The sequence below is a fragment of the Eikenella sp. NML03-A-027 genome, from assembly GCF_001648395.1.
In the GTDB taxonomy this organism is placed as follows: domain Bacteria; phylum Pseudomonadota; class Gammaproteobacteria; order Burkholderiales; family Neisseriaceae; genus Eikenella; species Eikenella exigua.
Map to the genome: position 1 here is coordinate 172,835 of NZ_LXSM01000016.1, position 25,644 is coordinate 198,478.

General features: G+C 55.0%; 16 protein-coding genes and 1 pseudogene. 4 read left to right on the forward strand and 13 right to left on the reverse strand.

From position 1 onward, the window contains the following. Positions 1 to 4: 4 nt before the first annotated feature. Both A7P96_RS06340 and dsbD read right to left on the reverse strand, forming a co-directional pair. Entirely contained in the window at positions 5 to 4,780 is a 4,776-nt protein-coding gene (locus A7P96_RS06340; protein ID WP_067525650.1) for an NAD-glutamate dehydrogenase, read from the reverse strand. A gap of 430 nt (positions 4,781 to 5,210) precedes the next feature. Then, complete coding sequence (gene dsbD, locus A7P96_RS06345) at positions 5,211 to 6,995, reverse strand: protein-disulfide reductase DsbD (protein ID WP_067525652.1); 1,785 nt, start codon at positions 6,993 to 6,995, stop codon at positions 5,211 to 5,213. 262 nt (positions 6,996 to 7,257) lie between these two features. Here dsbD and grpE point away from each other — a divergent pair, with 262 nt between their 5' ends. Continuing rightward, positions 7,258 to 7,839 (forward strand): nucleotide exchange factor GrpE, encoded by a 582-nt coding sequence (gene grpE, locus A7P96_RS06350; protein WP_067525654.1) that lies wholly within the window; start codon positions 7,258 to 7,260, stop codon positions 7,837 to 7,839. A 292-nt stretch (positions 7,840 to 8,131) separates the two neighbouring features. On the opposite strand, the gene A7P96_RS06355 is transcribed toward grpE, so the two are convergent. The 5 genes from A7P96_RS06355 to A7P96_RS06375 form a co-directional block, all read right to left on the reverse strand. Continuing rightward, a complete protein-coding gene (locus A7P96_RS06355; RefSeq protein WP_067525656.1) occupies positions 8,132 to 8,725 on the reverse strand; it encodes a 5-formyltetrahydrofolate cyclo-ligase in 594 nt (197 codons plus the stop codon). Positions 8,726 to 8,740: 15 nt separating this feature from the next. Further along, a complete protein-coding gene (locus A7P96_RS06360) occupies positions 8,741 to 10,621 on the reverse strand; it encodes a monovalent cation:proton antiporter-2 (CPA2) family protein (protein WP_067525658.1) in 1,881 nt (626 codons plus the stop codon). 181 nt (positions 10,622 to 10,802) lie between these two features. After that, positions 10,803 to 11,492 (reverse strand): Sir2 family NAD-dependent protein deacetylase, encoded by a 690-nt coding sequence (locus A7P96_RS06365; RefSeq protein ID WP_067525659.1) that lies wholly within the window; start codon positions 11,490 to 11,492, stop codon positions 10,803 to 10,805. 110 nt (positions 11,493 to 11,602) lie between these two features. Then, positions 11,603 to 12,409, reverse strand: a complete 807-nt coding sequence (locus tag A7P96_RS06370; RefSeq protein ID WP_067526341.1) for a carbon-nitrogen hydrolase family protein — start codon at positions 12,407 to 12,409, stop codon at positions 11,603 to 11,605. Between the two features lie 133 nt (positions 12,410 to 12,542). Then, complete coding sequence (locus A7P96_RS06375; RefSeq protein ID WP_067525661.1) at positions 12,543 to 13,517, reverse strand: class 1 fructose-bisphosphatase; 975 nt, start codon at positions 13,515 to 13,517, stop codon at positions 12,543 to 12,545. A gap of 1,468 nt (positions 13,518 to 14,985) precedes the next feature. Here A7P96_RS06375 and A7P96_RS06380 point away from each other — a divergent pair. Then, positions 14,986 to 16,210 (forward strand): annotated as a pseudogene (locus A7P96_RS06380) (alpha-isopropylmalate synthase regulatory domain-containing protein). Between the two features lie 451 nt (positions 16,211 to 16,661). On the opposite strand, the gene recQ reads toward A7P96_RS06380, so the two are convergent. Then, a complete protein-coding gene (recQ, locus tag A7P96_RS06385) occupies positions 16,662 to 18,494 on the reverse strand; it encodes a DNA helicase RecQ (RefSeq protein ID WP_067525663.1) in 1,833 nt (610 codons plus the stop codon). Positions 18,495 to 18,575: 81 nt separating this feature from the next. On the opposite strand from recQ, the gene A7P96_RS06390 reads away from it, so the two are divergent. Then, the gene (locus tag A7P96_RS06390; protein ID WP_067525665.1) at positions 18,576 to 19,010 is read left to right on the forward strand and encodes a surface-adhesin E family protein; all 435 of its coding nucleotides are present in this window, start codon (positions 18,576 to 18,578) and stop codon (positions 19,008 to 19,010) included. A 26-nt stretch (positions 19,011 to 19,036) separates the two neighbouring features. Beyond that, positions 19,037 to 19,372 (forward strand): hypothetical protein, encoded by a 336-nt coding sequence (locus A7P96_RS06395; protein ID WP_067525667.1) that lies wholly within the window; start codon positions 19,037 to 19,039, stop codon positions 19,370 to 19,372. 299 nt (positions 19,373 to 19,671) lie between these two features. Here A7P96_RS06395 and A7P96_RS06400 read toward each other — a convergent pair whose 3' ends face one another. The 5 genes from A7P96_RS06400 to A7P96_RS06420 form a co-directional block, all read right to left on the reverse strand. Next, a complete protein-coding gene (locus A7P96_RS06400; RefSeq protein ID WP_067525669.1) occupies positions 19,672 to 21,801 on the reverse strand; it encodes a lysine decarboxylase LdcC in 2,130 nt (709 codons plus the stop codon). Positions 21,802 to 22,517: 716 nt separating this feature from the next. After that, complete coding sequence (locus A7P96_RS06405; protein ID WP_369799148.1) at positions 22,518 to 23,123, reverse strand: TIGR00730 family Rossman fold protein; 606 nt, start codon at positions 23,121 to 23,123, stop codon at positions 22,518 to 22,520. Between the two features lie 360 nt (positions 23,124 to 23,483). After that, positions 23,484 to 24,482, reverse strand: a complete 999-nt coding sequence (gene lipA / locus A7P96_RS06410; protein WP_067438633.1) for a lipoyl synthase — start codon at positions 24,480 to 24,482, stop codon at positions 23,484 to 23,486. Between the two features lie 60 nt (positions 24,483 to 24,542). Beyond that, positions 24,543 to 25,166 (reverse strand): lipoyl(octanoyl) transferase LipB, encoded by a 624-nt coding sequence (lipB, locus tag A7P96_RS06415; protein WP_067525673.1) that lies wholly within the window; start codon positions 25,164 to 25,166, stop codon positions 24,543 to 24,545. After that, positions 25,166 to 25,438: a YbeD family protein gene (locus A7P96_RS06420; protein WP_067438640.1), complete on the reverse strand. Its 273-nt coding sequence runs from the start codon at positions 25,436 to 25,438 to the stop codon at positions 25,166 to 25,168. Before A7P96_RS06420 ends, lipB begins: the two co-directional genes overlap by 1 nt. Between the last annotated feature and the right edge of the window lie 206 nt (positions 25,439 to 25,644).

The window sequence follows — 25,644 nt, forward strand, 5'->3', positions numbered from 1 at the left end:
AGCTTCAGTCTGCTGCCACGATTTTGGACAGGTTGCGTACCAGCGCGGAGAGCATAGACAAGTCGGCCGGTTCGTGGTGCTGCATGTCGGCAATCTGGCTGCGGGCTGCGGCGATTTTGGCGGCGGCACGGCTGTTGCTGCCGGCCTGCAGGAAGTCGCGCGTGAATTCCAAATGGATATTGGTGGCGTCTTCATACATGGCCAAACCGGCTTGCGACTGCCATTGGTTGTCGCTCGGCAGCTTGGCGATGGCGCGGTAAATCCAGCTCATGTTCAGCTTTTCAGAGAGCATGAAGTAGGCCTTGGCAACGGTGGCGATGGGCTTGTCGATTTTGGCAGCCAAATCCACCACGGCCAACACATTGGCGGCAAAGGGCAGACGCGCGAGCATGGCCACATCCTGCTGGCTGAGCACATCGTAGCTGCTGAGCCAGGTTTCGCGTTCGGCGATACTGGGGTGCTCTTCGGCCTGAATGCGCTCCGGCAGTTGCTGCATGAACTCAGTAGTAGGAGCGCGATAGTGGCTGATGAGGCTGCCGATGTTGTCGAAGGGGCGTTTGCTGCGCAGCAGCTGGCCGGCTACATGGCCGATAAGGTCGGCAATGTCGGCGCACAGGCGCATTTGTGCTTCGGCAGGCAGGCGGTTGTCGAGAGCCTGCACGGCTTGGAAACGGGCTTCACCGTCGAGCAGGATGTCGGCCACCCAGTAGGCGCGCACCACGTCGGCCACGGAAGCTTGGTTTTCTTCGCTGCAACGCTGGATGAAGTGCATACCCATACGGTTGATGACGCGGTTGGCCAGCTGGTTGGCGATGATTTCGCGCCGCAGATAGTGCTGCTGCATTTCGCTGCCGTATTGCTGCTGGAGCGGGGCAGGGAAATAGCGGATAAGCGCGGGCAGGAAGTTGGGATCGTCGGGGAGATCGCTGCCCAAGAGGTTGTCTTGGCAGTGCATTTTGCTGTAGGACAGCAATACTGCAACTTCCGGGTTGCTCAGGCCTTCCCCGGCTTCAGCGCGGCGTTTGATTTCGGCTTCATCCGGCAGGAATTCCACAGCGCGGTCGAAGCCGGCGTTTTCTTCCAGATAGCGGATGAGCGCGGCAGCGGTTTTCAGGTAGCCTGCCAGGTTGAGCTGGGCAACGGAGAGGGCTTGGGTTTGCAGATAGTTGTCTTGCAACACCAGTTGCGCCACTTCGCCGGTCATGTCCCGGAGCAATTCGTCGCGCTCTTCCAGCGTCAGGTGTTCGGCGCGTACAGCTTCGCCGAGTAAGATTTTGATGTTTACTTCGTGGTCGGAGCAATCTACGCCGGCGGAGTTGTCGATGGCGTCGGTGCAGCAGCGGCCGCCATTTTGCCAGTATTCGATACGGCCCAGTTGGGTGGCGCCGAGGTTGCCGCCTTCGCCCAACACTTTGGCGCGCATTTCGCCGCCGTTCACGCGCACTTCGTCGTTGGCCTTGTCGCGCACGTCGGCATGGCTTTCGGAAGCGGCTTTGATGTAGGTGCCGATACCGCCGTTGTAGATCAGTTCCACATCGGCTTTGAGCAGCTCGCGGATGAGCTCGTTGGGGGTGAGGCTGTCGGCTTCGATACCAAGCCAGGCTTTCACTTCCGGCGTGATGGCGATGGATTTGGCACTGCGGTCATACACGCCGCCGCCCTGCGAAATCTGCGCACGGCTGTATTTTTCCCAACCGCCGCCGCTTTGGAACAGGCGTTTGCGTTCTTCAAAGCTCTTGGCAGCACTGGGGTTCGGATCGATGAAGATGTGGCGGTGGTTGAAGGCGGCTTTGAGCAGGATATGCTCGGACAGCAGCATACCGTTGCCGAATACGTCGCCACCCATGTCGCCAATGCCGACTACGGTGAAGTCTTCGTTTTGGATGTCTTTACCCAAATGGCGGAAATGGCGTTTTACCGATTCCCACGCACCGCGTGCGGTGATACCCATGCCTTTGTGGTCGTAGCCGGCGCTGCCGCCGGAGGCGAAAGCGTCGTCCAGCCAGAAGCCGTGTTCGGCGGAGAGGGCGTTGGCGGTGTCGGAGAAGGAGGCGGTGCCTTTGTCGGCAGCCACTACCAAATAGGGGTCGTCGCCGTCGCGGCGGTGTACTTGCGGCGGCGGCTCGATGCCTTCGGCGGTGCGGTTGTCTGTGAGGTCGAGCAGGGCGTTGATGAAGATCTGATAGCAGGCGACGCCTTCTTTCAGGTAGCCTTCACGATCGGTAGCGGCATCTGGCAGTTGTTTGCACACGAAACCGCCTTTGGAGCCGCCGGGCACGATCACGGCGTTTTTCACCATCTGCGCTTTCACCAAGCCCAGCACTTCGGTGCGGAAGTCGTCGAAACGGTCGGACCAGCGCAGGCCGCCGCGCGCCACTTTGCTGCCGCGCAGGTGGGTGCCTTCCACGCGCGGGCTGTACACCCAAATTTCAAACAGCGGGAGCGGCTTGGGCAGGAAGGGGATGTCTTTGGACTTGATTTTCAGGCTGATTTCGGATTTCAGGCCGCCTTCTTTATCGGTTTGCCAGAAGTTGGTACGGCACACGGCCAAAATCACGGAGCGGAAAGCGTTGATGATGCGCTCTTCGTCCAGCGAAGGCACGTCGGCCAAGAGGCCGGTGAGTTCGCTGTTAATCATCAGCGCACGGTTATCGTCAGCTTCTTCAGGGTGCAGGCGGGCAGCAAACAGCTCCACCAGCTTGGCGGCGATGGCGCCGTGGCGGATGAGGGTTTGCTCGATGCGCTCTTGTGAGAACGGCAGGGTAACCTGTTTCAGGTATTTGGCCAGTGCGCGCAGCAGCACGCTATTGCGCCAGGTGATGCCGGCGGAGAGCACGAGGGCGTTGAAGCGGTCGTTTTCCACACGGCCTGCCCATACTTCGGCAAACAGTGCGGGCAGTTCGCTGCCCAAGGCATCACAGCCATCGGCTTGGGCGTGGACGGCCACATTGGGTTTGAGGGAGAAGTAGTTCAGGCCGACGGCGCTGTTTTCGGTGTGCAGGATATAGGGCACGGCGGTATGCACGTCGAACCCCATGTTCCCAATAATGGGCAGGGTTTGCGACAGCGGCGGGCTGATTTGCGGGGTGTAGAGGCGCAGCGCGTAGGGCGCGGCCGGATTTTCCTGCTCGGAGAAAACAGTAACCAACTCGTGGTCGTCGTTGAGGAGTTCGGCGTGTTTGAGATCGACAATCGCCTGATCGGGGCTGAAGGCTTCGCGGTAGGCGGCGGAGAAGGCGGTATCGTTTTCGTGGGCGGCAGATGCAGCTTTGGCCTTGGTTTTTTGTTTGGCTTCAGGCTGTTTTTTCTGTTCGGCTTTGGGTTGTGGTGCGGCAGCCTGTGGAGTGGCTTCGGCATTGGCTGTCAGGCCGGCAACGTGTTGTTCCAGCTCGCTGCGGGTAAAGGCAGGCAGTTTGCCGGCATTGGTGCGGCACAGGAATTGGATGCAGGCGAGCGGGTTGTCGTCGGTCAGTTGCACGGCGTATTCGCAGCTTTCGGCGGCCAGAATGGTTTTCAGGTAGCCTGCAATGCGTTGGCACAGTTGGCTGCCAAATTGTTCTTTGGGCAGATAGCACAGTACGGAAACGTAGCGTTTGAATACATCGCTGCGGGCAAACAGGCGCACGCGCGGGCGCTGGCCCAGCGCAAGCAGGCCGGCAGCAGCTTTGGTCAGTTCTTCATTGCTGGATTCAAACAGCTCGTCGCGCGGGTAGGTTTGCAGCAGGTGGCGCAGGTTGTGCTCTTGATGGCTACCATCGGCAAAATCAAAGTGGTTCAGCACATGTTTGGCTTTGTCGCGCAGTATGGGGATGTTCCAAATGCTGTCTGTGTAGGCGGTGGCGGTGTAGAGACCGATGAAGCACCATTGGCCGACAACTTGGCCGTTGGCGTTGAGTTTTTGGATGCTGACTTGGTTAAGATAGGCCGGGCGGTGGATGCGACTACGCTGCTGCGATTTGTTGAGCAGCAGGCGGTCGTGGCGCAGCCATTGTTTTTTGTCGGCATCGGAGAGGGCGGCAAAATCATCGGCAATCAGATTGCTGTTGCCGGCAAGAATGCCTCGCGCGGTGTTGGCTTTGGCCTGCAGGCGCGGGCTGCCAGAATGGTTGACCAAATCGTATTCGCAGAAGCCCATCAGGAGGAAATGGCGGTCGGCCAGCCAGCTGAGGAAGGAGACGATTTCCGCATCTTGGCTGCGGCCTTCGTTCAGAATCATCTGGTTGACCAGTAAAAGCTGGCCGCGCAGTTTGTGTTCGCTTTCCACAATTGTGCCCAATTCGGCTAAGAGGCTGCGGATTTGTTCGGCCAGTTTTTGATCCTGTGCGGCCTCGCCGCCTTCCAGATATACGGCCACCAATGTTTCCTGTGCGCTGCTTTCTTTGGCAGCTTCTTCAAGAGCGGCAGCTTTGCCGTCTGCATTGCGTTTTACCTGCCATGCGCTGTGCAACACAGCCAAAGGCACACGCTGCCCACGGTTGAGCAGCATCAACAGGGAATCGAGTAAGAAGGGGAGATGGTCGGCCACAATTTCCACCAGTGTGTGCTGTACGGTGTTGCCGGTGGGTGAAACGCGCACCACAGCTTTGCCGGCGGCACGGGGCTCTTGGGCGAGCTTACGGTGCGAATCGGCGGTAGATAAGAGCTCGGTGTCGCTATAGCGGGCTAGGTCGGCAAAGTCGGCCTGGCGATAGTAGCTGGCTAGGAAGGGGAGGAAATCTTCTGCAAAATTCTGTTGGCGGGCACTGTCTTGCAGGCGCAAAACGGGGGTCGGCAGGCTCATGCTGGGGCTCCTCTTGAGCTTCTTGGGTTGGTATGGTGGATTGCAACCTGAGCAACGCAGTTTGGCCGCGTTTCTCTTTGCCGGTTTTAACCCATCATAATGAAAATTAAGACGGGCTAATGATACGCGAAATATGCCGTTTGAGGTAGGGTGTGGCGGGGTGGTGGTGGTAGGATGTGGCGGAGAGGTTTCAGGTAGCCTCAGATGTGGGAAAGGCAATAGCCGAAATACTTTGTTTTATAGAGTGTTATAGCGAAAGTGATTATTTTTAGGGGCAAGGTGGTAAGCCCGTAGGGGCGCAATAATCCATCGAGGGAACGTGTCTTGTTGTTTACTGTATAAAGAATGTATTGCGATTGTTGCTTGTAATAAAGAAAAGGCTACCTGAAACACTTTTCAGGCAGCCCTCACTCTTAAATTCCAATCGGTCTCAGGAAACCTGCTGCTGATACCACTCGATAAATGCTGCTGGCTCGGTAAAGCCGATGAGCGGGCTACTGCGGCGGCCATCGGGGTGGATAACGAAGATGCCGGGCGGACCGGGCAGACCGTATTCCTGTAATAGCGCGCGATGCTCGGGCGTGTTGTCGGTGAGGTCGATTTTAAATACACGATCGGGCGGCACAGCAGCCTGCACTTCGGGGCGGCTGAAGGTTTTATGTTCCATCTCTTTGCAGCTGGCGCACCAGTCAGCATAAAAATCCAGCACCACCGGCTTACCACTGGCCAAAGCCCTCTGCATGGCACTGTTGAGCTGCTGCGGCGTGGTAAATACTTGGTGTGCGGTTTGCTGCGGCGGGAACACGGTGAGCGCTTGGTGCAGGAAGGTGGGCTGCATGCGCACGCTCTGCACGGCAAAAAACACGCCGATGGTGAGCAAGAGGCTGCCCAGCCCCATAGCCAGCGGCTTGAGTTGCCGCGCACGCAGGTGTTTGCCCAAGAGCAGGCCACCGGGAATCACCAGCAGCAGGGAATAGAGCGAAACGGTGAGAACATAGGGCAGGAAGGGGGCAGCCAGATACACGGCCACGGCCAAAAGGATGATACCGAAGGCGTGTTTGATGCTGTTCATCCACGTACCAGCCTTGGGCAGGATATGCCCGCCGAAAGTACCTACCAACACCAAGGGTACACCAGTGCCCAGCGCCATGCTGTATAAGGCCAGGCCGCCTAGCGCGGCATCGCCGGTTTGGCCGATATAGCCCAAGGCCACGGCCAAGGGTGGCGCCACGCAGGGGCCAACAATTAGTGCTGAGAGCATACCCATCACAAATACGGAAGCCATTTTGCCGCCGGAAAGCTTGCTGCTTTGCTGCTGGAAATAACTCTGGATAAAGGAGGGCAGCTGGATGGTAAATACGTCAAACATGCCCAGCGCCAGCACTACAATCAGCGCGGCAGCGGAAAGCACTACCCATGACTGTTGCAGCCACACGGTGAGCAGCGAGCCGGTGAGTCCGGCCAATACGCCCACAGCGGCATAGGTGAGCGCCAGCCCCTGCACATAAACCGAAGACAAAATCAGCCCACGGCGTTTGCCGGCATTGGCACGGTCTCCCACGATAATGCTCGACACAATGGGCAGCAGGGGATACATGCAGGCGGTAAAGCTCAAGCCAATGCCAAAACTAAAAAAAGCCAGCAGGTTCGCCCCCAATGTATCGCGTGACAGACTGAATGGGCTTTTGCGTTGCTGCGGCACGGGGCTGGCAGCGGGCGTGCCATCCTGCGGTGCAGTAAAGCGGTTGCTGCCGCTGGCAGGCGGGGTGGACGTATCGCCATATACACCCGTACCTTTAATTTCCAGCGTTTTCGTTACTGGCGGATAGCATATGCCCACATCTGCACAGCCTTGGTAGGTGAGCGTGAGGCGGTAAGCGGCGGGTGCAGTGGATTGGAAGGGCAGTTTGACAACAGCTTGGCGGTAATGCACAGTTTGTTTGCCGAAGAACTCATCTTCCTTTTCTTTACCCGGCGAAAATTCAGCTGCGCCCAACAGGCCGGAAGGCTCGGTTTCCACACGAATTTTCTCTTGATAGAGATAATAGCCATCGGCAATCTGGAACTGCACAGTCACATCTTGCTCACCCACTGCCACCGTGGGGCGGAATGCTTGCTCCGACGGCAGCAGGTTGCTGGCATCCACCGCATGCGCGGCCATACCTGAGCATAACAGCACGGGCAGGATGAAAGATTGAATAAATTTTTTGAACATAAAGGTTACCTGAAAATTAAAGACACAGAAATCTGCGTATATTATAAGGAAATAGTATCATGCCAGCTATGGGCTTAATTTAACAAAGCGATTGATGGGATTAACTTTGCCGCCACAGCCGACCTGCTGAATAGACGGATGGTCCACGCTGTTTCTGACAGCCACCGCAAAATAATTGCGCCCGTTGCCACCCTTCTGCTTGAAAAGCCGCCATCCCTCCCCATTTGGCAGGTCAAATGCTCTCTATCTAAAAGGAACTCCCATGTCTCATCACCATAACCACCAGCAACACCAAAGCCCAGAAACCGAATTCCCGCAGCAAGAAGCACAGGCTGAAGCTGCCAAGGCGCAGGACAACGCTGAAGCCACTGCCGAGCTTACGCCCGAGCAGCTTGCTCAGCGTGTAGCCGAGCTTGAAGCCGAGCTGGCCGACATCAACAAATACCATCAGGCCGAGTTACAAAACCTGGGCCGCCGCCATCAAGAAGAAATCCAGGCCGCTCACAAATTTGCCGCCAAGAAATTTGCCGGAGAGCTGTTGAAAGTAAAAGACTATTTGGAGATGGCACTACTTGATCAAAGCGGCAATTTCGACGCGCTGAAAATGGGCGTGGACATGACCCTTACCGAGCTCAAACATGCCTTCGAGCAGGCTCAGATTAAAGAAATCCTGCCCCAGCCCGGCGACAAGCTCGACCCGCACCGCCACCAGGCTTTCCAAACCGTGGAAAGCGAGCAAGAGCCCAACACCATCGTCAGCGTGATGCAGAAAGGCTATACCCTGCACGATCGCGTGCTGCGTCCGGCCACCGTATCCGTAGCCAAGGTGCCAGAGGCGAAATAGCTTTCGGCCTATAAACAGACTGAGACCTTTGCAAAACCCCAGATTTGAGTGCAGTTCAAAGCGGTAGCATCGCAGAATGCGTAGATAATATTGAAATATTTTCAAGCGTTCGAGAAGCGCACCGCGCAGAAATGTGCCAAATATGGGGTTTTGCAACGGTCTCAGACTTTCAGGTAGCCTTCTATATCGAATGAAGGCTACCTGAAAATTTTGGCAACACAGTAAAGCGATTGCTTCAATAAAAGGCTACCTGAAGGTTCCAGGTAGCCTTTGTTGCGACCATTTTTATCTGTTATTGCTGACCATCTGCCATTTTGCCGAAACGCCGGATGCCATTTTCGCACACCCATACGTCTAGCTGCATATCGTATTCTTCGGCAGGCAGGATGTCGGTTTCCTGGCAGGCGAAGCCGACACCGATTTTGTGCGGGCATAGGCGGTGACGGGTGGCGGCGAAGGTAACGTCGTAGAAGCCGCCGCCTTGGCCGAGGCGGTAGCCGCGCCGGTCGATGCCGACTAGGGGGATGATGATGCTGTGCAGGTTGTGGATGCGGATTTTGCGGCCGGCAAATTGGGGGATGTTCAGCTTACCTTGGCGGCGGCGTTCGGGGCGGCCTTGTTGCGGGAAAGGGGTAAACCACAGGCGCTGGCGGCGCGGCTCGATATAGGGCAGGTAGAGCTCGGTGCCGCGTTGGCGGGCGGCAGCGGCGAGGCTGTCGAGCCGCAGCTCGCTGCCGATGGGCCAATAGATGGCCAGCCGTTTGCCACGTTTCAGGTAGCCTTTGAGCAGGTTGTTGATGCGTTTCTCGGCACGCTGCCGTGCGGTGGGTGGCAGATCTTGCCGTTGGTGGCGGAAGTGGCGGCGGAGGTCGGTTTTACTTGGCATGGCAGGCTCAGTGGTTTAGGTGAGGCCTTTTTTCAGACGGGTCCAGCTTTCTGGGTCTTCCTGCCATTCTACGCTTTCACCGCGCAGTATGGCCTGCATCATTTGGGCGGTTTCGGTGTCGATTTCGCGGGCGGCTTGGAGCAGAGGCTCGTTGGCGAATATGGGCAGGTCGGGGTTGTATTTTTCGGCCATTTTGTCCATCTGGTAGCGGTCACGGGCAGCGTAAAATTCACTGAGTTCTTGTGCTTTTTCGGGGTTGATGCCGAGTTTTTCCAGAGCGAGGCGGCCGCTGCGGATGGCGGCATCCACGGTTTCGCGGATGATGTAGTTAGCACCGGCATGGTGCAGGTAGTAGGCGTGGATACGGTCGTGGGCACGGGTAATTATGGGTAGGTTGGGGTAGTGGCGCTGTACGAATTCTACGATTTCGGTTGCCTGCTCGAGGTTGCCGATGCAGATAATGAGCAGCTTGGCGTGTGCCAGGCCGATGGAATTGAGTAGCTCGGGGCGGGTAGCGTCGCCGTAGTAGGTTTTGCTGCCGTATTTGGTGAGGCCTTCCACGGTGTCGGCCTGGTAGTCGATAACGGTGGTGTGGAAACCGCAGGCGGTGAGCATGTTATTGATTTGTTGTCCGAAACGGCCGTGGCCGAGTAGGATGATGGGGTTTTCTTCTTCAATCATGTCTTGCGGGCGCTCTTGGTTTTCTTCCACGATGCCGCGCGGGGCGATCACTTTGTCGTAGAAGATGAACAAAAGCGGGGTGAGCAGCATGGAAAGGGCGACCACCAGCGAGATGCGGTCGGCCATGGCGCGCGGCAGCACATGGCTCTGGCGGGCGATGGAAAGCAGCACAAAGCCGAATTCACCGGCCTGCGCCAGACTCAGCGCGAGTAGCTTGCTGCCCATGCGTGGCAGGCGGAACAGTAGGCCTAGGATAAAGAGAATGCTGCCTTTCACTGCCAGCGTGGCTAAGGTGATGGTGGATACTACCCAGAATTCTTTGGATAAAAGGGTGAAATTCATGCCTGCGCCCACGGTGATGAAAAACAGCCCCAAAAGCAGGCCTTTGAAGGGTTCGAGGTGGCTTTCCATTTCGTGTCGGTAGGAGTTGTTTGCCAGCGCCACGCCGGCCACGAACGCGCCCAGCGCGGGGGAGAGGCCGATGAGCGACATCAGTGTGGCGATACCCACCACTAAGGCCAGGGTGAACATGGTGAACATTTCGTTGAGGCGGACTTTGCTGATGAAGCAGAACATGCGCGGCACAAGGTAGCGCACGCTCACGGCAATCGCCAAGATGGCGGCAATGCTCACGGTGGCAAGTACCCAGCCGGGTTGGTTCGCCAGAAGGTTGGTGGTGTGCTGGTTGCTTTGGTGGTGGTGGGTGGCGGCCAGGAGCGGTAAAAGTGCCAGCATCGGGATGGCAGCCACATCTTGAAACAGCAGGATGGCAAAGCCGGCCTGCCCGCCGGGTGACCGCATCAGGTTTTTTTCGTTGAAGGTTTGCAGCACGATGGCGGTGGAGGAGAGAGCTAGGATGCAGCCCACGGCTATGCCCATTTGCCAGCTTTTACCAATGGTTACGGTGATACCGGCAATGACTGCTATTGAGAGCAGCACTTGCAATCCGCCTAGTCCTAAGAGCTTGTGCCGCAGCTGCCATAGCTTTTGCGGCGCCAGTTCCAAGCCGACCAGAAACAGCATCATCACTACGCCGAATTCGGCAACGTGTTGGATGGATTCGGTTTCTTTGCTGGCCAAGCCTAAAATTGGGCCGATGGCGATACCAGCCATCAAATAGCCCAACACCGAGCCCAAGCCCAGTTTTTTGGAGGTAAGCACAGCAGCCACAGCGAAGGCAAGATAGATGAAAGTGTAGGGTAAGATAGAAGTCATGGGCTTGTGGTGCTAGGTGAGTGGTTGTTATAACAAGGGCTTAGGGTTTCAGGTAGCCTATTTGACGGGCGAGAGGCTGCCTGAAAATAGATAGTGGTGTTTGCACCGTTTGTTTGGGCGAAACTTGTTGCACTCGTTTTAACTTTGTTGAAACTTACGTTTTCAGGTAGCCTTTCGGCAATTATTGCCGCGCGGCTTCGGCAATCAGTTTGTTCACCAGCTGCGGCACGCCGTCTTTGGCTTTGGCTTCGATGATGCTGATATCGACCAAGCCCACCGGCGGGCGCGGATCGACCAGATAGCGTTCGGCTTCGTAGGGAGCATATTCCAACAGGCCAGCAGCGGGATACACCTGCATCGAGGTGCCGACTACCAGCACTTTGTCAGCCTGCGACACCCATCGGGCAGCGGTTTCAATCAGCGGCACAGCCTCGCCGAACCAAACGATGTACGGGCGCATGGGGTGGCCTTGGGGGTCGGTGTCAGCAGTGGATTGGTCGCCCGTCCATTCGATCACGTAGTTTTCATCAGCGCTACTGCGGGCTTTGTTCAATTCGCCGTGCAGGTGTAGCACGGTGCTGCTGCCGGCACGTTCGTGCAGGTCGTCCACGTTCTGGGTAACGATTTGAACTTGGTAGTATTTTTCCAGTTCGGCCAGCGCATGGTGGGCGGCGTTGGGCTTGGCAGCCTGCGCTTGGCGGCGGCGCTCGTTGTAGAAATCGATCACGAGCTTGGGATTACGCGCGAATGCTTTGGGGGTGCACACATCCTCCACTTTGTAGCCTTCCCACAGGCCGTCGGTGTCGCGGAAGGTGCGCAGGCCACTGTCGGCACTGATGCCGGCACCGGTGAGGACGACGATTTTTTGCATGGTTTGCTTTCTTTCAGGTTTTGTTTGAAATACTTGTTTTCAGGTAGCTTGAGTTGTTTGAAAGAGGCTGCCTGAAAAATAGGATATGGATTTTCAGGTAGCCTTTGTATTTAAAACCGGCGGTGTTGCAGGGCTGGCAGTTGATTGCGCACGGTGTGCAGGCGTTGGGGCTTGAGTTCGGCTATGATCCAGCCTTCGCCTTCGGGCCGCTCGGCGAGGATTTCGCCCCAGGGGTCGATAATCATGCTGTGGCCGTAGGTGCGCCGGCCGCTGTCGTGCAGGCCGCCTTGGGCGGCGGCGATAACGTAGCATTGGTTTTCGATGGCGCGGGCCTGCAACAGGGTCTGCCAGTGGGCTTTGCCGGTGGTGTAGGTGAAGGCGGCGGGCAGGAGGAGTACGTCGAACGGCTGCTGGGCACGGAAGATTTCGGGGAAGCGCAAGTCGTAGCACACGCCTTGGCCGTAGCGCCAGCCGTCGATTTCCACAGACGAGGGGATGCTGTTGCCAGCTTCGATGGTGTCGGCTTCGCGGTAGCTTTCGCCGATGCCGGTGTAGCTGAAGAGGTGGGCTTTATCGTAGCGGCTGAGGCACTGGCCGTCGCGGCCGTATACGAGCAGGCTGTTGATGATTTTGCCGCTTTCGTTGGCGAGCAGGGGGATGCTGCCGCCGAATAAGACGATGCGGTGGCGGGCGGCCAGCTCGGACATGAAGATTTGCAGGGGGCCGCGGCCGAATTGTTCGGCTTGGGCGAGTTTGTCGGTGTCGTGCCGGCCCATCAGCGGCCAGTATTCGGGCAGCAGCACCCAGTTGGCGCCGGCTTGGGCGGCAGCGGCTACTTGCTGTACGACGCTGCGGCGGTTGACGGCGGGGTCGGTGTGGGAAACGAGTTGGATGGCGGCGGCGCGGATGGTTTGCATGGTGTGTTCGATGTCGGATTGGAAAACTAAGGGGAGGCTACCTGAAAGCATCTGCTTCAACGGGGTTAAAGCAATATTTTGTTGCGGGCGGCTGTTTCGGCGAAGCCAAAATTATTTCAGGTAGCCCAAGGGTTTATTGTTGGTGCAACCGGGTGGCGTAATCCACTTCTTCGCGGCTGCCCATGATTACGGCTACGCGTTGGTGCAGGCCTTCTGGCTGGATATCGAGCATGTTTTCGCGGGCGTTGGTGGCCGCGCCGCCTGCTTGTTCGATGATGAGACTCAAGGGGTTGGCTTCATACATCAGGCGCAGTTTGCCGGGTTTGGCCGGGTCGCGCGCGTCTTTGGGATACATAAAGATGCCGCCGCGCATGAGGATGCGGTGGATTTCGGCCACCATGCTGGCCACCCAGCGCATATTGTAGTTTTTGCCGCGGGGGCCGGTTTCCCCGGCGAGCAGTTCGGCAATGTATTGCTGCATGGGCGGCTGCCAATGGCGCTGGTTGGACATATTGATGGCAAATTCGCGCGTGGCCTGTGGAATTTGCGGGTTGAGCTGGGTTTGGACAAATTGGCCTCTGGCATCCAGCGTAAACACAGCCACGCCGTGGCGCAGACAGAACACGAGCTGGGTTTGCGGCCCGTAGAGCGTGTAGCCGCTGGCTACTTGGGCGCGGCCGCTTTGCAGGAAGGATTGAGTGGAAAGCGGGCCTGCAGGTTTTTCCAAGATGGAGAAGATGGTACCGACCGAAATATTGATGTCGATATTGGACGAGCCGTCTAAAGGGTCGAACAGCACGAGGTAGCGGCCTTGATCGTTGGCGGATACAAACTGCTCCTCTTCCTCGCTGGCCAAGCCGGCCACGGCGGGGTTGGCAGAGAGGGAGTCAATCAAGATTTGGTTGGCGATCACGTCCAGTTTTTTCTGGGCTTCGTCTTGCACATTGCTGCTGCCGGCTTCACCCAGTACGCCGGCGAGCGCGCCCTGGCGCACTTGGCCGCTGATGATTTGGCAGGCTTGGACGATGGTGGAAACCACGCTGCCTAATTCGGCGGGGAGGTGGTGTTCGGCGAGGTGTTGCTGGAGGAATTGGGATAGAGTGGGCATGGGGAAAACTCGATTAGGATGTTTTTGTGGGTTATCTGTGTTAAAGGCTACCTGAAAAGTTTGGCATGGCAGCGCCGTTACGCTGGATTTGAACTGCGTAGGGACTTTATTTCCAGGTAGCCTGTTGGCATGGCCATATTTTACCCGCACAGCGGCTTGGCGGGGTAGGGTTTGCAGGGAGAAATTTGACGTGCAGCCATGTTTTGGCGTGGGAAGTTTAACGGCGCTTATTACTGCCGACGCGGCCTGGCTGAACTGTGCATTCCGCTTCGCGCTGAATGCATTTTACTTTGTGCCGGAATGGCGGAGTGAGGTGTTGGCTTGTCTGTTCGTAGTGTTGGCTAATCAAGCGTATTATTGGCGGTATCATGGCTTTAGTTAATCACCCTGTTCAGCACGTTTTGTCTAATCGGCGTGCGGTAGAAGGTAATCATGATGTTCACCTCTTCCTGTGTATAGGTTTGGTTTATTGCATTGTGACTGATTCCATGCAATTGGTTCAGTACTTCTTCAGATTGGAATACTTCGCGGTTAATACCGGTAATATATTGCTCGGCAGCGTGTTGTTCGAGGTTCGGACAGGGGTTATTGTTGGTTCGGTGAGGCGATTTTCTGGTTGGTGAAATCGGAGGTGGTGGACACGGTGGTGCACAGGCAAGTGGAAAGATTTAGCGGATCAATCAGTTGGTCGAGCACTTAGTTCAGATGGGGTTTGTGTTGTAGCGGGAGGGGAGTTAGGAGTGCGGCCAAGGCGAGGCTGCGCAGTAGGTGTGGGATATAAGCTTCTTTCTAGGCTGAGAGGCTACCACCTGAAAGTAGAACGTACATTGGGCGGTTGCCACAGAATTGGCTATTGTTCGTCACGGTGATACTCGTGAGTAAAAAAACTGCAATCATCGTGCCCGTGGGCGGTGAGCGGCTTGCGCCGGCGGTGGTGGTGCTGTTTCAGCCGTACCAGCAGCCATAGCAGCAGTGCTAGCAATAAGAAAGAGAGAGATAAATCAAACATCGTTATTCTCCCGCAAGTAATAGCGCAAAACACCTTGCATCCTCAATTATTTTGTAATTTATCTAGTAAGGCAACAAGTCTTGGTTGTATGGGATGAAGTTGTCTGGTTGTGGGTATCAGAATTAGTTTTACTATTTGTTTGTTATCGCAGCGCAAGGGTAAGAGTTCAAAGCTTGCCGCTTTTAGCAGAATGCTGTTTACATATTATGTTTCAACGAGCCTCTCTTTTTCGGAAACCCTCTGTATCTATTTTGAATTATAGCGATTTCTTTACATTTATGTCTAGTATAGTGACCAAAAAAGGTGAAAAAAGATAAAACATATGCGCAACAAGTGAATGGTTGTGGGCAATAAGCATAAAAATTCACTCGTTTACACATTATTTGTAAAAATCGTGCTTGTTTTTATGTCTATAGAAATGTCTATATATGGCGGCATCTACTATATTCTCGGTTTAGATTGAAAGTCTATTATGAACTCGATATCGATCTCCTGATTGTTTATTTAGTCGGTGTAAATGCATTAGCCGAGGTACTGCGCCTACATGATCCCGAAGGAGTTACCTCCACGGCGGCAATTTACAAATGGCGCGCACGCGGCGCTCGCTGCCGCTGGCGCAGCTGCAAAGGCTGACTACTCTGGCTGAAGTGCAGGGCAGGTCGTTGGACTTGAATGCTTTTTTGGAGCAGTAGCCTACTTTGCAGCATGTCCCGGCACAGCCCGGTAGTAGCCGCATAGTGGTCGATACCACTCTACGCGATGGTGAGCAATCTCCGGGCGCCGCCATAACCAAGGAAGAAAAAGTACGTGTGGCACGACAGCTGGAGAGGCTGGGGGTGGATGTAATCGAGGCCGGCAACGTCAGCTTGGAAGAAATCGTGATGGTGCTGGAAGTGCGGCACGACTTGTTTGGCCTGGAAACCGGCATCGATACCACTCAAATCGTACCCGCGTCTAAGCTGGTGTCCAGCATCACCGGCTATCCGGTGCAGCCCAATAATGCCATTATGGGTGCCAATTTTTGCCCACGAATCCGGCATCTACCAAGATGGCATACTTAAACATCTGGAAACCTATGAGGTCATGTCGGCCGAATCAGTGGGTTGGTCGGCCAACCGATTGAGTTTGGGTAAACTTTCTGACTGCAATGCCTTCAAAAACCAAATTGGCTGAGCTGGGTATCAAATTGGGTAGCGAGGAAACACTCAATACTGCTTTTGCCCGCTTCAAAGAACTGGCCAATAAAAAACGTGAGATTTTTGATAAATACCTGCATGTGCTGGTGTCAGACGAAATATTCAATCTTACGCCAGACCGTTACAAAATCATCTCCCAGCGCATCATTACCGAAACCAGCGAATTACCGCGTGCCGAAATTGTGTTTAGTGCCGATGGCGAAGAGCAGCATGCCGAAGCCACCGGCTCCGGCCCGGTGGATGCAATTTTCAAAGCCATCGAAAGCGTGGTGCAAAGCGGTGCTGAATTGCAGATTTATTCGGTGAACACGGTAACTTTTGGTACGGAAAGCCAAGGCGAAACCGGTGTGCGCCTGGCCAGAAACGGCCGCGTGGCCAACGGCCAGGGTGCGGACACCGATATTCTGGCCGCTACCGCCAAAGCCTATCTTTCCGCGTTGAACAAGCTGGAAGGCGGTGAAAAAGTGAAGGCGCAAGGCGGGATTTAGCCGGGTTCTGTTTTCCGTTTGCTTTTGAAGTACCGCCCTTCGGCATCATGTTGTGGGGCGGTTTGATTTTGCGCGAAAGGCTACCTGAAACTATGTGGTATGGTTTTCAGGTAGCCTTTTTGTTGTGCAGGAGGCGGGGATGTACACATCTGAGCAATGCAGGTATCCCCGCCTGAGTTTTGCAGCGCCAGACTTCTTTCAGGTAGCCTGAATCATTCTGTATGAGCAGGGCGGTTTGTGCCCCAGCTAGTTGATCCCTGCCACATCAAATCTGACTAAAGCCTGTGTTTTTATATTTAAACTAGCTGGTTTTGCCGCTTCGGTATTGCCTGGCTTACCGGCCCGAACAACATGGGCTGCGCCATGTTTGGCAAAGGCAAATTGGCTGGAAACGTGTTGTCCGCATTTAAAAGGCTACCTGAAAATTTCAGGTAGCCTTTTATGGATTGGCTTAGGCATCCGGCAGGGTGGTTGCTGTGTCGCTGTCTTGGGTGAACCGCGTGCAGACTTCGAGGATGTCGCTGCCGAACTTTTGAATTTTGGCTTCGCCCAAGCCGTAGATGTTTTGCAGTTCGGTGAGGCTGGCGGGGCGTTGCTGCACGATGTCTTGCAGGGTGCGGTCGCCGCACACGATGTAGGCGGGCACATTGTCTGCGCGGGCGCGTTCGGTGCGCCATTGGCGCAGGGCTTGCCAGAGGCATTCTTCGCGCTCGGTGCGCAGCCATTGTTCGCGCGGGGTGCGGGTGGCGGATTTTTCGCGTTTGAGCGGGCGCAGCATCACGGTCTGCTTGCCTTGCAGCACGGGGCGGGCGGCTTGGGTGAGCATGAGGGCGTGGTAGTTGTGCGGGTCGGTGGCGAGCAGGCCTTGGCCGATGCATTGGCGGATGACGCTGCGCCATTCTTTGTTGGACAGGGCGGCGCCGATTCCATAGGTGGAGAGCTGGTCGTGGCGGTTTTGGCGGATCCAGTCGTCGGCTTTGCCGCGCAATACGTGGATAACGTAGCCGGCGGCAAAGCGCTGGCCGACGCGGTAAACGCAGCTGAGGAGTTTCTGCACGTTTTCGGTGGCGTTGAAGAGGACGGGCGGGTGCAGGCAGTTGTCGCAGTGGCCGCAGGGGGGGATTTCTTCGCCGAAGTGGCGCAACAGGGCGGCGCGGCGGCAGCCGGAGGTTTCGCATACGGCAAACATGGCTTCGAGTTTTTGCTGTTCGATTTGCTTTTGGAAGTCGTTGCTGTTGCTGGTTTGGATGCGTTCGCGCAGCAGGGAGTAGTCGTTGAGGCCATAGCACAGCCAGCTGGCGGCAGGCTGTCCGTCGCGCCCGGCGCGGCCGCTTTCCTGGTAGAAGTGTTCGATGCTTTGCGGCATGTCGAGGTGGGCGACGAAGCGCACGTCGGGTTTGTCGATGCCCATGCCGAAGGCGACGGTGGCCACGATGATGAGGCCTTCTTCGCGGGTGAAGCGGTGCTGGTTTTCGTTGCGCTCGGTCATGGTGAGGCCGGCGTGATAAGGCAGGGCGCGGTAGCCGTATTCGTTTAAAAAGGCGGCGGTGTCTTCTACTTTTTTGCGGCTTAAGCAGTAAATGATGCCGCTTTCGCCGTGGGGGCGGTTATGCAGAAAATCGAGCAGCTGTTTTTTGCCGTTGTTTTTTTCGATGATTTGGTAGTAGATGTTGGGGCGGTCGAAGCTGGCGATGTATTCGGCGGCGTTTTCCAGCTTAAGGTAGTGTTTGATGTCGGCACGGGTTTCGGCGTCGGCAGTGGCGGTGAGGGCGATGCGGGGGATGGCGGGGTAGCGGTCGGCCAGGAGGCCGAGCTGGCGGTATTCGGGGCGGAAGTCGTGCCCCCATTGGCTCACGCAGTGGGCTTCATCGATGGCGAACAGGCTGATTTCGGTGTGGTCGAGAAAGCGCAGGAAGCGTTCGCTCACCAGGCGTTCGGGAGAAACGTAGAGCAGTTTCAGGTAGCCTGCCTCGATGGTGTCGGCAATCTGCTGCACCTGACTGCTGCCGATGCCACTGTGCACGCTGGCGGCGGCCACGCCTGCAGCCTGCAGGGCGGCCACTTGGTCGTCCATCAGGGCAATCAGCGGCGACACCACCACGGCCAGCCCGCGCCGCATCAGGGCGGGAATTTGATAACACAGGGATTTGCCGCCGCCGGTGGGCATCAGCACCAGCAGGTTTTGCCCTTCTGCCAGTGCGTTCACGATTTCTTCCTGCCGCCCCCGGAAGGCGTGATAGCCGAAAACTTCGCGCAGGATGTTGAGGGCGGAGAGCTGTGGCATGAGCAGTTTTCCGTTTGCGGGATTTGTTGGATATAATGGCGCGGATTTTATAGCGTTTGAAGGCTACCTGAAAGGATTTTTATGCAACTGAAGAGATTGGCCGGGCTGTGTGCGGTGTTAGTATTAGCGGGTTGTCCGAGCATGAGCAGCGGGCCGAGCCTGGGCGGCAGCTGGAGAGAAGTGGGGTTGAGCCAAAACGGCAATATGCGTTACGAAATAGACACTTCCAGTATTCGGAAAGAAGGCAGCCGGGTTAGCTTCCGCGAGCGGATTACCGTGTCGGATGTGGGGCGTGAGCATTATGTGAACACGCCGCATTTCAAAACGGCGGTAAACCAATGGCAGTTCGACTGCCAGACGCGTACACGCCGTTTGGCTGCGGTGGATATGTGGGATGCTTCCGGCAACAAGCTGGCTGCTAACCAATATGAAACGGCCAGGCGGCCTACCCAGCCGATTGTAAAAGGCTCAGCCGGCGGCAAGCAGTTTGAAATTGCCTGCGGCAGAACTTTGTGATTTTTTCAGAATTAAGGAGAGAAAATATGCGGATCAAGGGAGTTGTGGCCGGGCTGTGCCTGCTGGCCGCCGCTACACCCGCTTGGGCGGATGATGCGGCACAAACCGAGCTTTTGAGTGCACAGATGGCGTATCAGGAAGCATTAAAGGCGCAAACCGATAACGGCAGCCGTGTGAATACGTTGCGTACCCGTTTGGAAGCAGCGCAAACTGTTTTGCAGCAGAAACAGGCGGAAATCACGCAGTTGCAAACGCAATTGAATGAGGCGGATGTGGCCGCGCAGCAATCGAATACCACGCTGGAAGAAGCCGGCCGCCGGTTGGACGCGGCTTGGACGGCAGTACGCGGACAGCAGCGTTAAGCGGAGATTAATTGCAAATAGACTTGTAACTTTGCAGAAACTGGTTTTGACTAGTTAAACCTGCGCTTTCAGGTAGCCTTTCCGTACGGAGAGGCTACTTGAAAGTTTATGTGGTGGTTTTGATGTTGGAGTTTGTATGGGAGAGGCTACCTGAAAGCACGGCACAGCAAAGTTTCTGCGCAGTTAAAATTTCAGGTAGCCTTTGCTTACACAGCTATATCGGCATATAAAAAAACCGGCCTGATTATTCAGGCCGGTTGGTTTATGCTGCGAGGGCATAGAGCCCCGTACTGCGTGGGTTAAGCTTTAACAATCTTAACTTTGTAGCGGCCGTCTTCTTGACGGTAAGCACCGTGGATGTCGGTTTCGAAGCCGGGGAAGTGGGCACCGATTTCGCACAGCATCATCAGGAATTCCAAGATGGGCTTGCTCTCTTCGGTGATCATTTCACCAGGCATTACCAACGGTACGCCGGGAGGATAGGGCAGAATCATGTTGGCGTTGATCTTGCCTACCATGTCTTCCAAGTAGCAGTCTTCAATCTGACCTTTCAGCTCAAGCTGGAAGGCTTTGTGCGGGTTCATCACCATAGTCGGCAACACTTCGAATGCGCTGAACATGAGTTCAGGCAGGTTGTGTTTGCAGATCAGGCTGTGGATGCCTTGTGCCAATTCTTGAATCCGCATGTCTTTGTAGAAAGAGGGAGATTCGTTGAATACGCGCGGCAATACTTCTTCCACGGTGGCGTTGGCATCGTACAGGGACTTGAACTCGTTCAGTGAGCGCAGCAGACTGAGGGCTTTGGTGTCGTCTACGCCGATGCTGAAGAGCACGAGGATGTTGTAGGGGCCGGTTTTCTCCACGATGATGCCGCGGTCTTCCAAGAATTTGGAAACGAGGGTGGCGGGGATACCAGTTTTTTCCAGCTGGCCGTTTTTATCTAAGCCCGGGGTGAGTAAGGTTACCTTGACCGGGTCGAGGTACATGTGCTGGGCGTCGATATTTTTGAAGCCGTGCCATTTGTCGGTTTGATGCAGTTCCCAGCATTCGATGTTATCAACGTTTTCAGGTTGCCATACGTCGAAATACCATGAATCGGCATGGGCTTTGTATTTTTTGATTTCCTTACGGAATTTAACGGCACGCTCCAGGGAATCCTGCATCAGGCGTTTACCTGCGTTGCCGCGCATCATGGCTGCTGCCACTTCGGTAGAGGCTACCATGGGGTAGAACGGAGAAGTGGAGGTGTGCATCATGTAGGCTTCGCCGAAGGTGGCGGTGTTCAGGTTACCCTTAACGTGAATCATGGAAGCCTGTGAGAATGCAGCCAGCAGTTTGTGGGTGGAGTGGGTTTCAAAGATTACCTTGTCTTTAACCTGTTTGCCGCCCATACCGGTTTTGCCGTTGTAGATCGGGCTGAAGTTGGTGTAGGGAACCCAAGCAGAGTCGAAGTGGATGGATTTCACATCCAAGGTGTCTTTGATCTTGTCGGTGTTGTAGAACAGGCCGTCATAAGTGGAGTTGGTGATTACGGCGTGTACCGGCCAAGTGGCACCCGGAACTTTGGCGAGTTTTTCGGTGATGACTTCTTTGGTGAATTCTTTTTGCGGAATACCACCCAAGATACCGTAGGCGTTACGGGTCGGTTTCAGGTACACCGGAGTAATGTCGCTCATCATCAACAGATGAGTTAACGATTTGTGGCAGTTACGGTCGATCAGTACGGTACTGCCGGCGGGCACTGAGTACATACCCACGATTTTGTTGGCAGTAGAAGTACCGTTGGTTACGATGTAGCTATGGTCGGCATTGAAGGTTTTGGCGATGTATTCTTCGGCTTCTTTGTGCGGACCGGAGTGGTCGAGCAGAGAGCCTAGCTCGCCCATGGAAACGGAAATGTCGGATTTGAAAGTGTTTTTGCCGTAGAAGTCGTAGAACAGGCTGCCTACGGGAGATTTCAAGAAAGCGGTACCGCTCATGTGGCCCGGAGTACAGAATGTATATTTGTTTTTAACAACGTAGTCAAACAGGGCTTTGGTGAAGGGAGGTGTGATATTGTCGATATAGTGGCAGATTGCTTTTTCAATTTTATCAACAACGTCTTCGTTGCTGAACAGGTGGCAATCAATGAAGGTGGCGTGGTCGCCTACAGCACCGAAGTCCACGGGTTTGTCGCAGTCGGTAGGCTTCAGAATGAATACAGGCAACTCATCGTTGAGCGCAATAATTTTCTTGTCTAATTCTTGGTTGAAAATATCCAGTGTACAAAGCACGGAACCTATTCTGGCATCATGTTTCAAAAGCGTCAGTATTTCTTGCTGGTCATGGGCTATTCGGATGGCGTAACCACCCTTTTCCAAAGTTGCAATCAAGCTCTTCAGATAGTCACCAAGTTCCTTATGACCACAGCCTAATAATATATTCTTCATGATCTAAATCCTTTAGATAAATTAAAAAACAGCTGCTTTGCTAGCCGGATAAACCCGGCTTTTTGCTGCTGCTGCTGTGCCAGAATAGCACAGCAGCAGCGGCAACTTGTGTTTTGCCGTTTGCGAACACAACGACAAAAATAAACCTGCATACTACGGTATATGCAGGCAAGGGGGATAGTGCGTTAATGATATCCTGAGACAAGCTGTCTGGCGGCGGGTAGAATATCTGTCTTACAGTTAAATACTGCTAAGGAAATTTAACAGTTGCTTTAGCTGTTGCGTTCAAGTGGACAAATGCTAAAATCATTTGCATCCTTGCATGCATATAGAGCCAGTTGATTTTAAAGAGCAATATCTTAATAATTTGACTGAATTGGCAATTTATTTTGAATGCCTATCTATTTATTGATACATCATATCATAAAATATTGTGATATGGGTTGACTTTAGTCAGAAAATTTTAGAGTAAACATACTAACTAAAGGAAGCTGGTGGGAAGGTGCTGGCAGCAAGGGTTGAGTGTGAATTTACGTAAATGGAAATGGTGAGTACTGGGGTATTTAATCGTTGAGAAAAATAAGTTTCCCGCAAATATATTGGGAGGGGGTATTATGTAGAGCACATTTTCCTACAGGGCGGCAAGCCACAGACAATACAGGAGTACGGTAAGGTGAGTTAACGCAATTAGGATATGAAGTGCTTTGGCCATATTTTCAGGTAGCCTCTGCCTGCTGCCAAGCGGGGCATTGCCATTTGGGTGCATCTTGGAAGCGGTAGGCAGCCATTTTATCCAGCAGGGCAGAGATGCCACTGTCCACACATACTAGGCCGGTATTGGCGGTGGGCATGAAACCTTGGTTGGCGGTGTGCTGCAACAGGGTGGTAATGGGATCGAAAAAGCCGTTGATATTGAGCAGGCCGATGGGTTTGCTGTGCAGCTTGAGTTGGGCGGCAGAGAGCACTTCAAACAGCTCTTCGTAGGTGCCCAGTCCGCCGGGCAAGGCGATGAAGGCGTCGGCCTGTTCAATCATTTTGGTGCGCCGATCGGCCATATTGTCGGTGATGATGAGCTCGGTGAGGCGGCCATGAGCCATTTCTTCGTGGCGCAGGAAGGTGGGGATGATGCCGGTTACTTTACCGCCGGCAGCCAGGGCGGCAGAAGCCACTTCGCCCATCAGGCCGATGCCACCACCGCCGTACACCAGCCGGCTGCCGCGTTCGGCAATAGCACGCCCCAGCTCGCGGGCGGCTTGGCTGTAGCTCGGGTCTTCGCCGAGGTTGGAGCCACAATAGACGACGATGTTGTTCATAGCATTCATATTTATTCTTTCAGGTAGCCCGAGGCCTTAGCCAAATAATGCTTGCGGCACATTTCTGGGTTGCATGTGCACGCCTTAAACTGCATCTATATTCGGCGGCTTGGTGCAGGCCTCATCCTCTTGAAGGGTAGTGGTTTCGGCAATTAGCCGGTAAAGGTGAAAGGGCGAATTATAGCGAAATAGGAATTTTTGCGCACAAGCCGGAGGGTAGGACGGGCAAAGGCTACCTGAAAATGCTACAACAGCTTTTCAGGTAGCCTTTGGCTTTAGTGGGACTGATGTTTTCAGGTAGCCTGAAACTTGTATGGTGCAAAAAAAACAGGCTGCCGAAGTAATCGGCAGCCTGTTTGGCGTGTATCGTTAATGCCCGTGGTGGCAGCCGCCACCACCGGCCGAGGCCATGGCTTCGGCCGCTTGTGCGTCGGCGTGGTAGCTGGAGCGCACCATGGCACCGATAGCAGCGTTGGTAAAACCTATGGCGTAGGCTTCATGTTCGAACTGCTTGAACATTTCGGGGGTAACGTAGCGCAATACGGGCAGGTGGCTGTTGCTGGGCTGCAGGTATTGCCCCACAGTGATCATTTCGATGTTGTTGGCACGCATATCGCGCATGATTTCGCGCACTTCATCGTCGGTTTCGCCCAAGCCTACCATGATGCCGGATTTGGTGGGGATGTGCGGCATCATTTCTTTATAGCGGCGCAGCAGCTCGAGCGAATGCTGGTAGTTGGCGCCGGGGCGGGCCTGTTTGTAGAGGCGCGGGTGGGTTTCTAGGTTGTGGTTCATCACATCGGGCGGGGTTTTGGCCAGAATTTCGAGGGCAATATCCATGCGGCCGCGGAAATCGGGTACGAGGATTTCGATTTTAGTATTGGGGCTGCGCTCGCGGATGGCAGTGATGCAGTCGGCAAAGTGCTGGGCACCGCCATCGCGCAAATCGTCACGGTCTACCGAGGTGATAACAACGTAGCGCAAATTCATGGCGGCCACGCTGGAGGCGAGATGTTGCGGCTCTTCGGTATCGAGCGCGTTGGGGCGGCCGTGGCCGACATCGCAGAAGGGGCAGCGGCGAGTGCAGATATCACCCATAATCATGAAGGTGGCGGTGCCGCGGCTGAAGCATTCGCCGATATTGGGGCAGCTGGCTTCTTCGCACACGGTGTGCATTTTCTGATCGCGCAGGATATTTTTGATTTCAAAGAACTTCTTGCCGGTGGGCAGCTGAGCGCGAATCCATTCTGGTTTTTTCAGTTTCTGCTCCAGCGGCACAACCTTAATCGGGATACGGGCAACTTTGGCCGCACCTTTGTGTTTTACGCCGCGGCTGTTGTCTTGTTTGGCGGGGTTTTCTGTGGCCATGGCTTGTTCCTTTGCTGTGTTTTCAATGTGGTGTGTACTTTTCAGGTAGCTGGCGGGTGGTCAGTCGGCCTGTTTTTCAGGTAGCCTCAACTGCTGCTGCAAATGGTTGGTCAGTTTGGCGGCCACGTCGGCCACGGAGGGGACGGGCTGCACCAAGTCGGCGATTTGAGTCATTTCCAGCTCGGTGTAGCCGCAGGGGTTGATTTGGCGGAAGGGGCTTAAGTCCATATTTACGTTTAATGCCAAGCCGTGATACACCGCGCCGCGTTTAATGCGCAGGCCGAGGGAGGCGATTTTTTTGCCTTCCACATACACGCCGGGACGTTTCGGGTCGGCTGCGGCGAAGATGCCGTATTCAGCCAGGGTGGCGATGATGCTGTTTTCCAAACGGCTTACCAAGTCGCGCACGCTGATTTTGCGGCGTTTGAAGTCGATTAGGGTATATACCACCAGCTGGCCGGGGCCGTGGTAGGTAATTTGGCCGCCACGGTCGATCTGCACCACAGGGATGTTGCTGCGTGCCAAGAGATGCTCGGCTTTGCCGGCCATGCCTTGAGTGAACACGGGCGGATGTTCCACCACCCAAAGCTCGTCTTTCGTGCGCTCGCTGCGGGCATCGGTGAAGGCTTTCATGGCGTGGAAAATCGGGCTGTATTCGGCCAAGCCAAGCTGGATGACTTTCATCACAGCACCACTTTCACCAAGGGGTGTGAGGTGAGTGCTAGGTAAATATTATCGAGCTGCGACTTGCTGTGGGCGTTTATGGTAACGGTTATGCCCTGATAGTTGCCGTGACTACTTTCGCGGTGGCGCATATCGTGTTCGGCGGTGTCTGGCGCGTGCAGGCGCACGGTTTCCAATATCTGCACAGCAAATTCGGGATGTTTGGCGCCCATGATTTTGATGGAGAAGCGGCAGGGGAATTCCAGCAGGGTTTCTTGGTTGGTTTCGCTCATGGTGGCCTTTCAAACGGCCGCCGTTCGGAGTGGCGGCGCGGTATAATCAAGGCGGCATTTTACTGGAAAACCGATGGCTTGAACAACACGCCGCGGTGTGGCGGAAATAGGGTTTCAGGTAGCCTTTGGCGCCAGATAAAGGCTACCTGAAAAGATTAAATGCCTGTTTTTTATGTCTGCCTTAAATTAAGAATGATACGGGATTG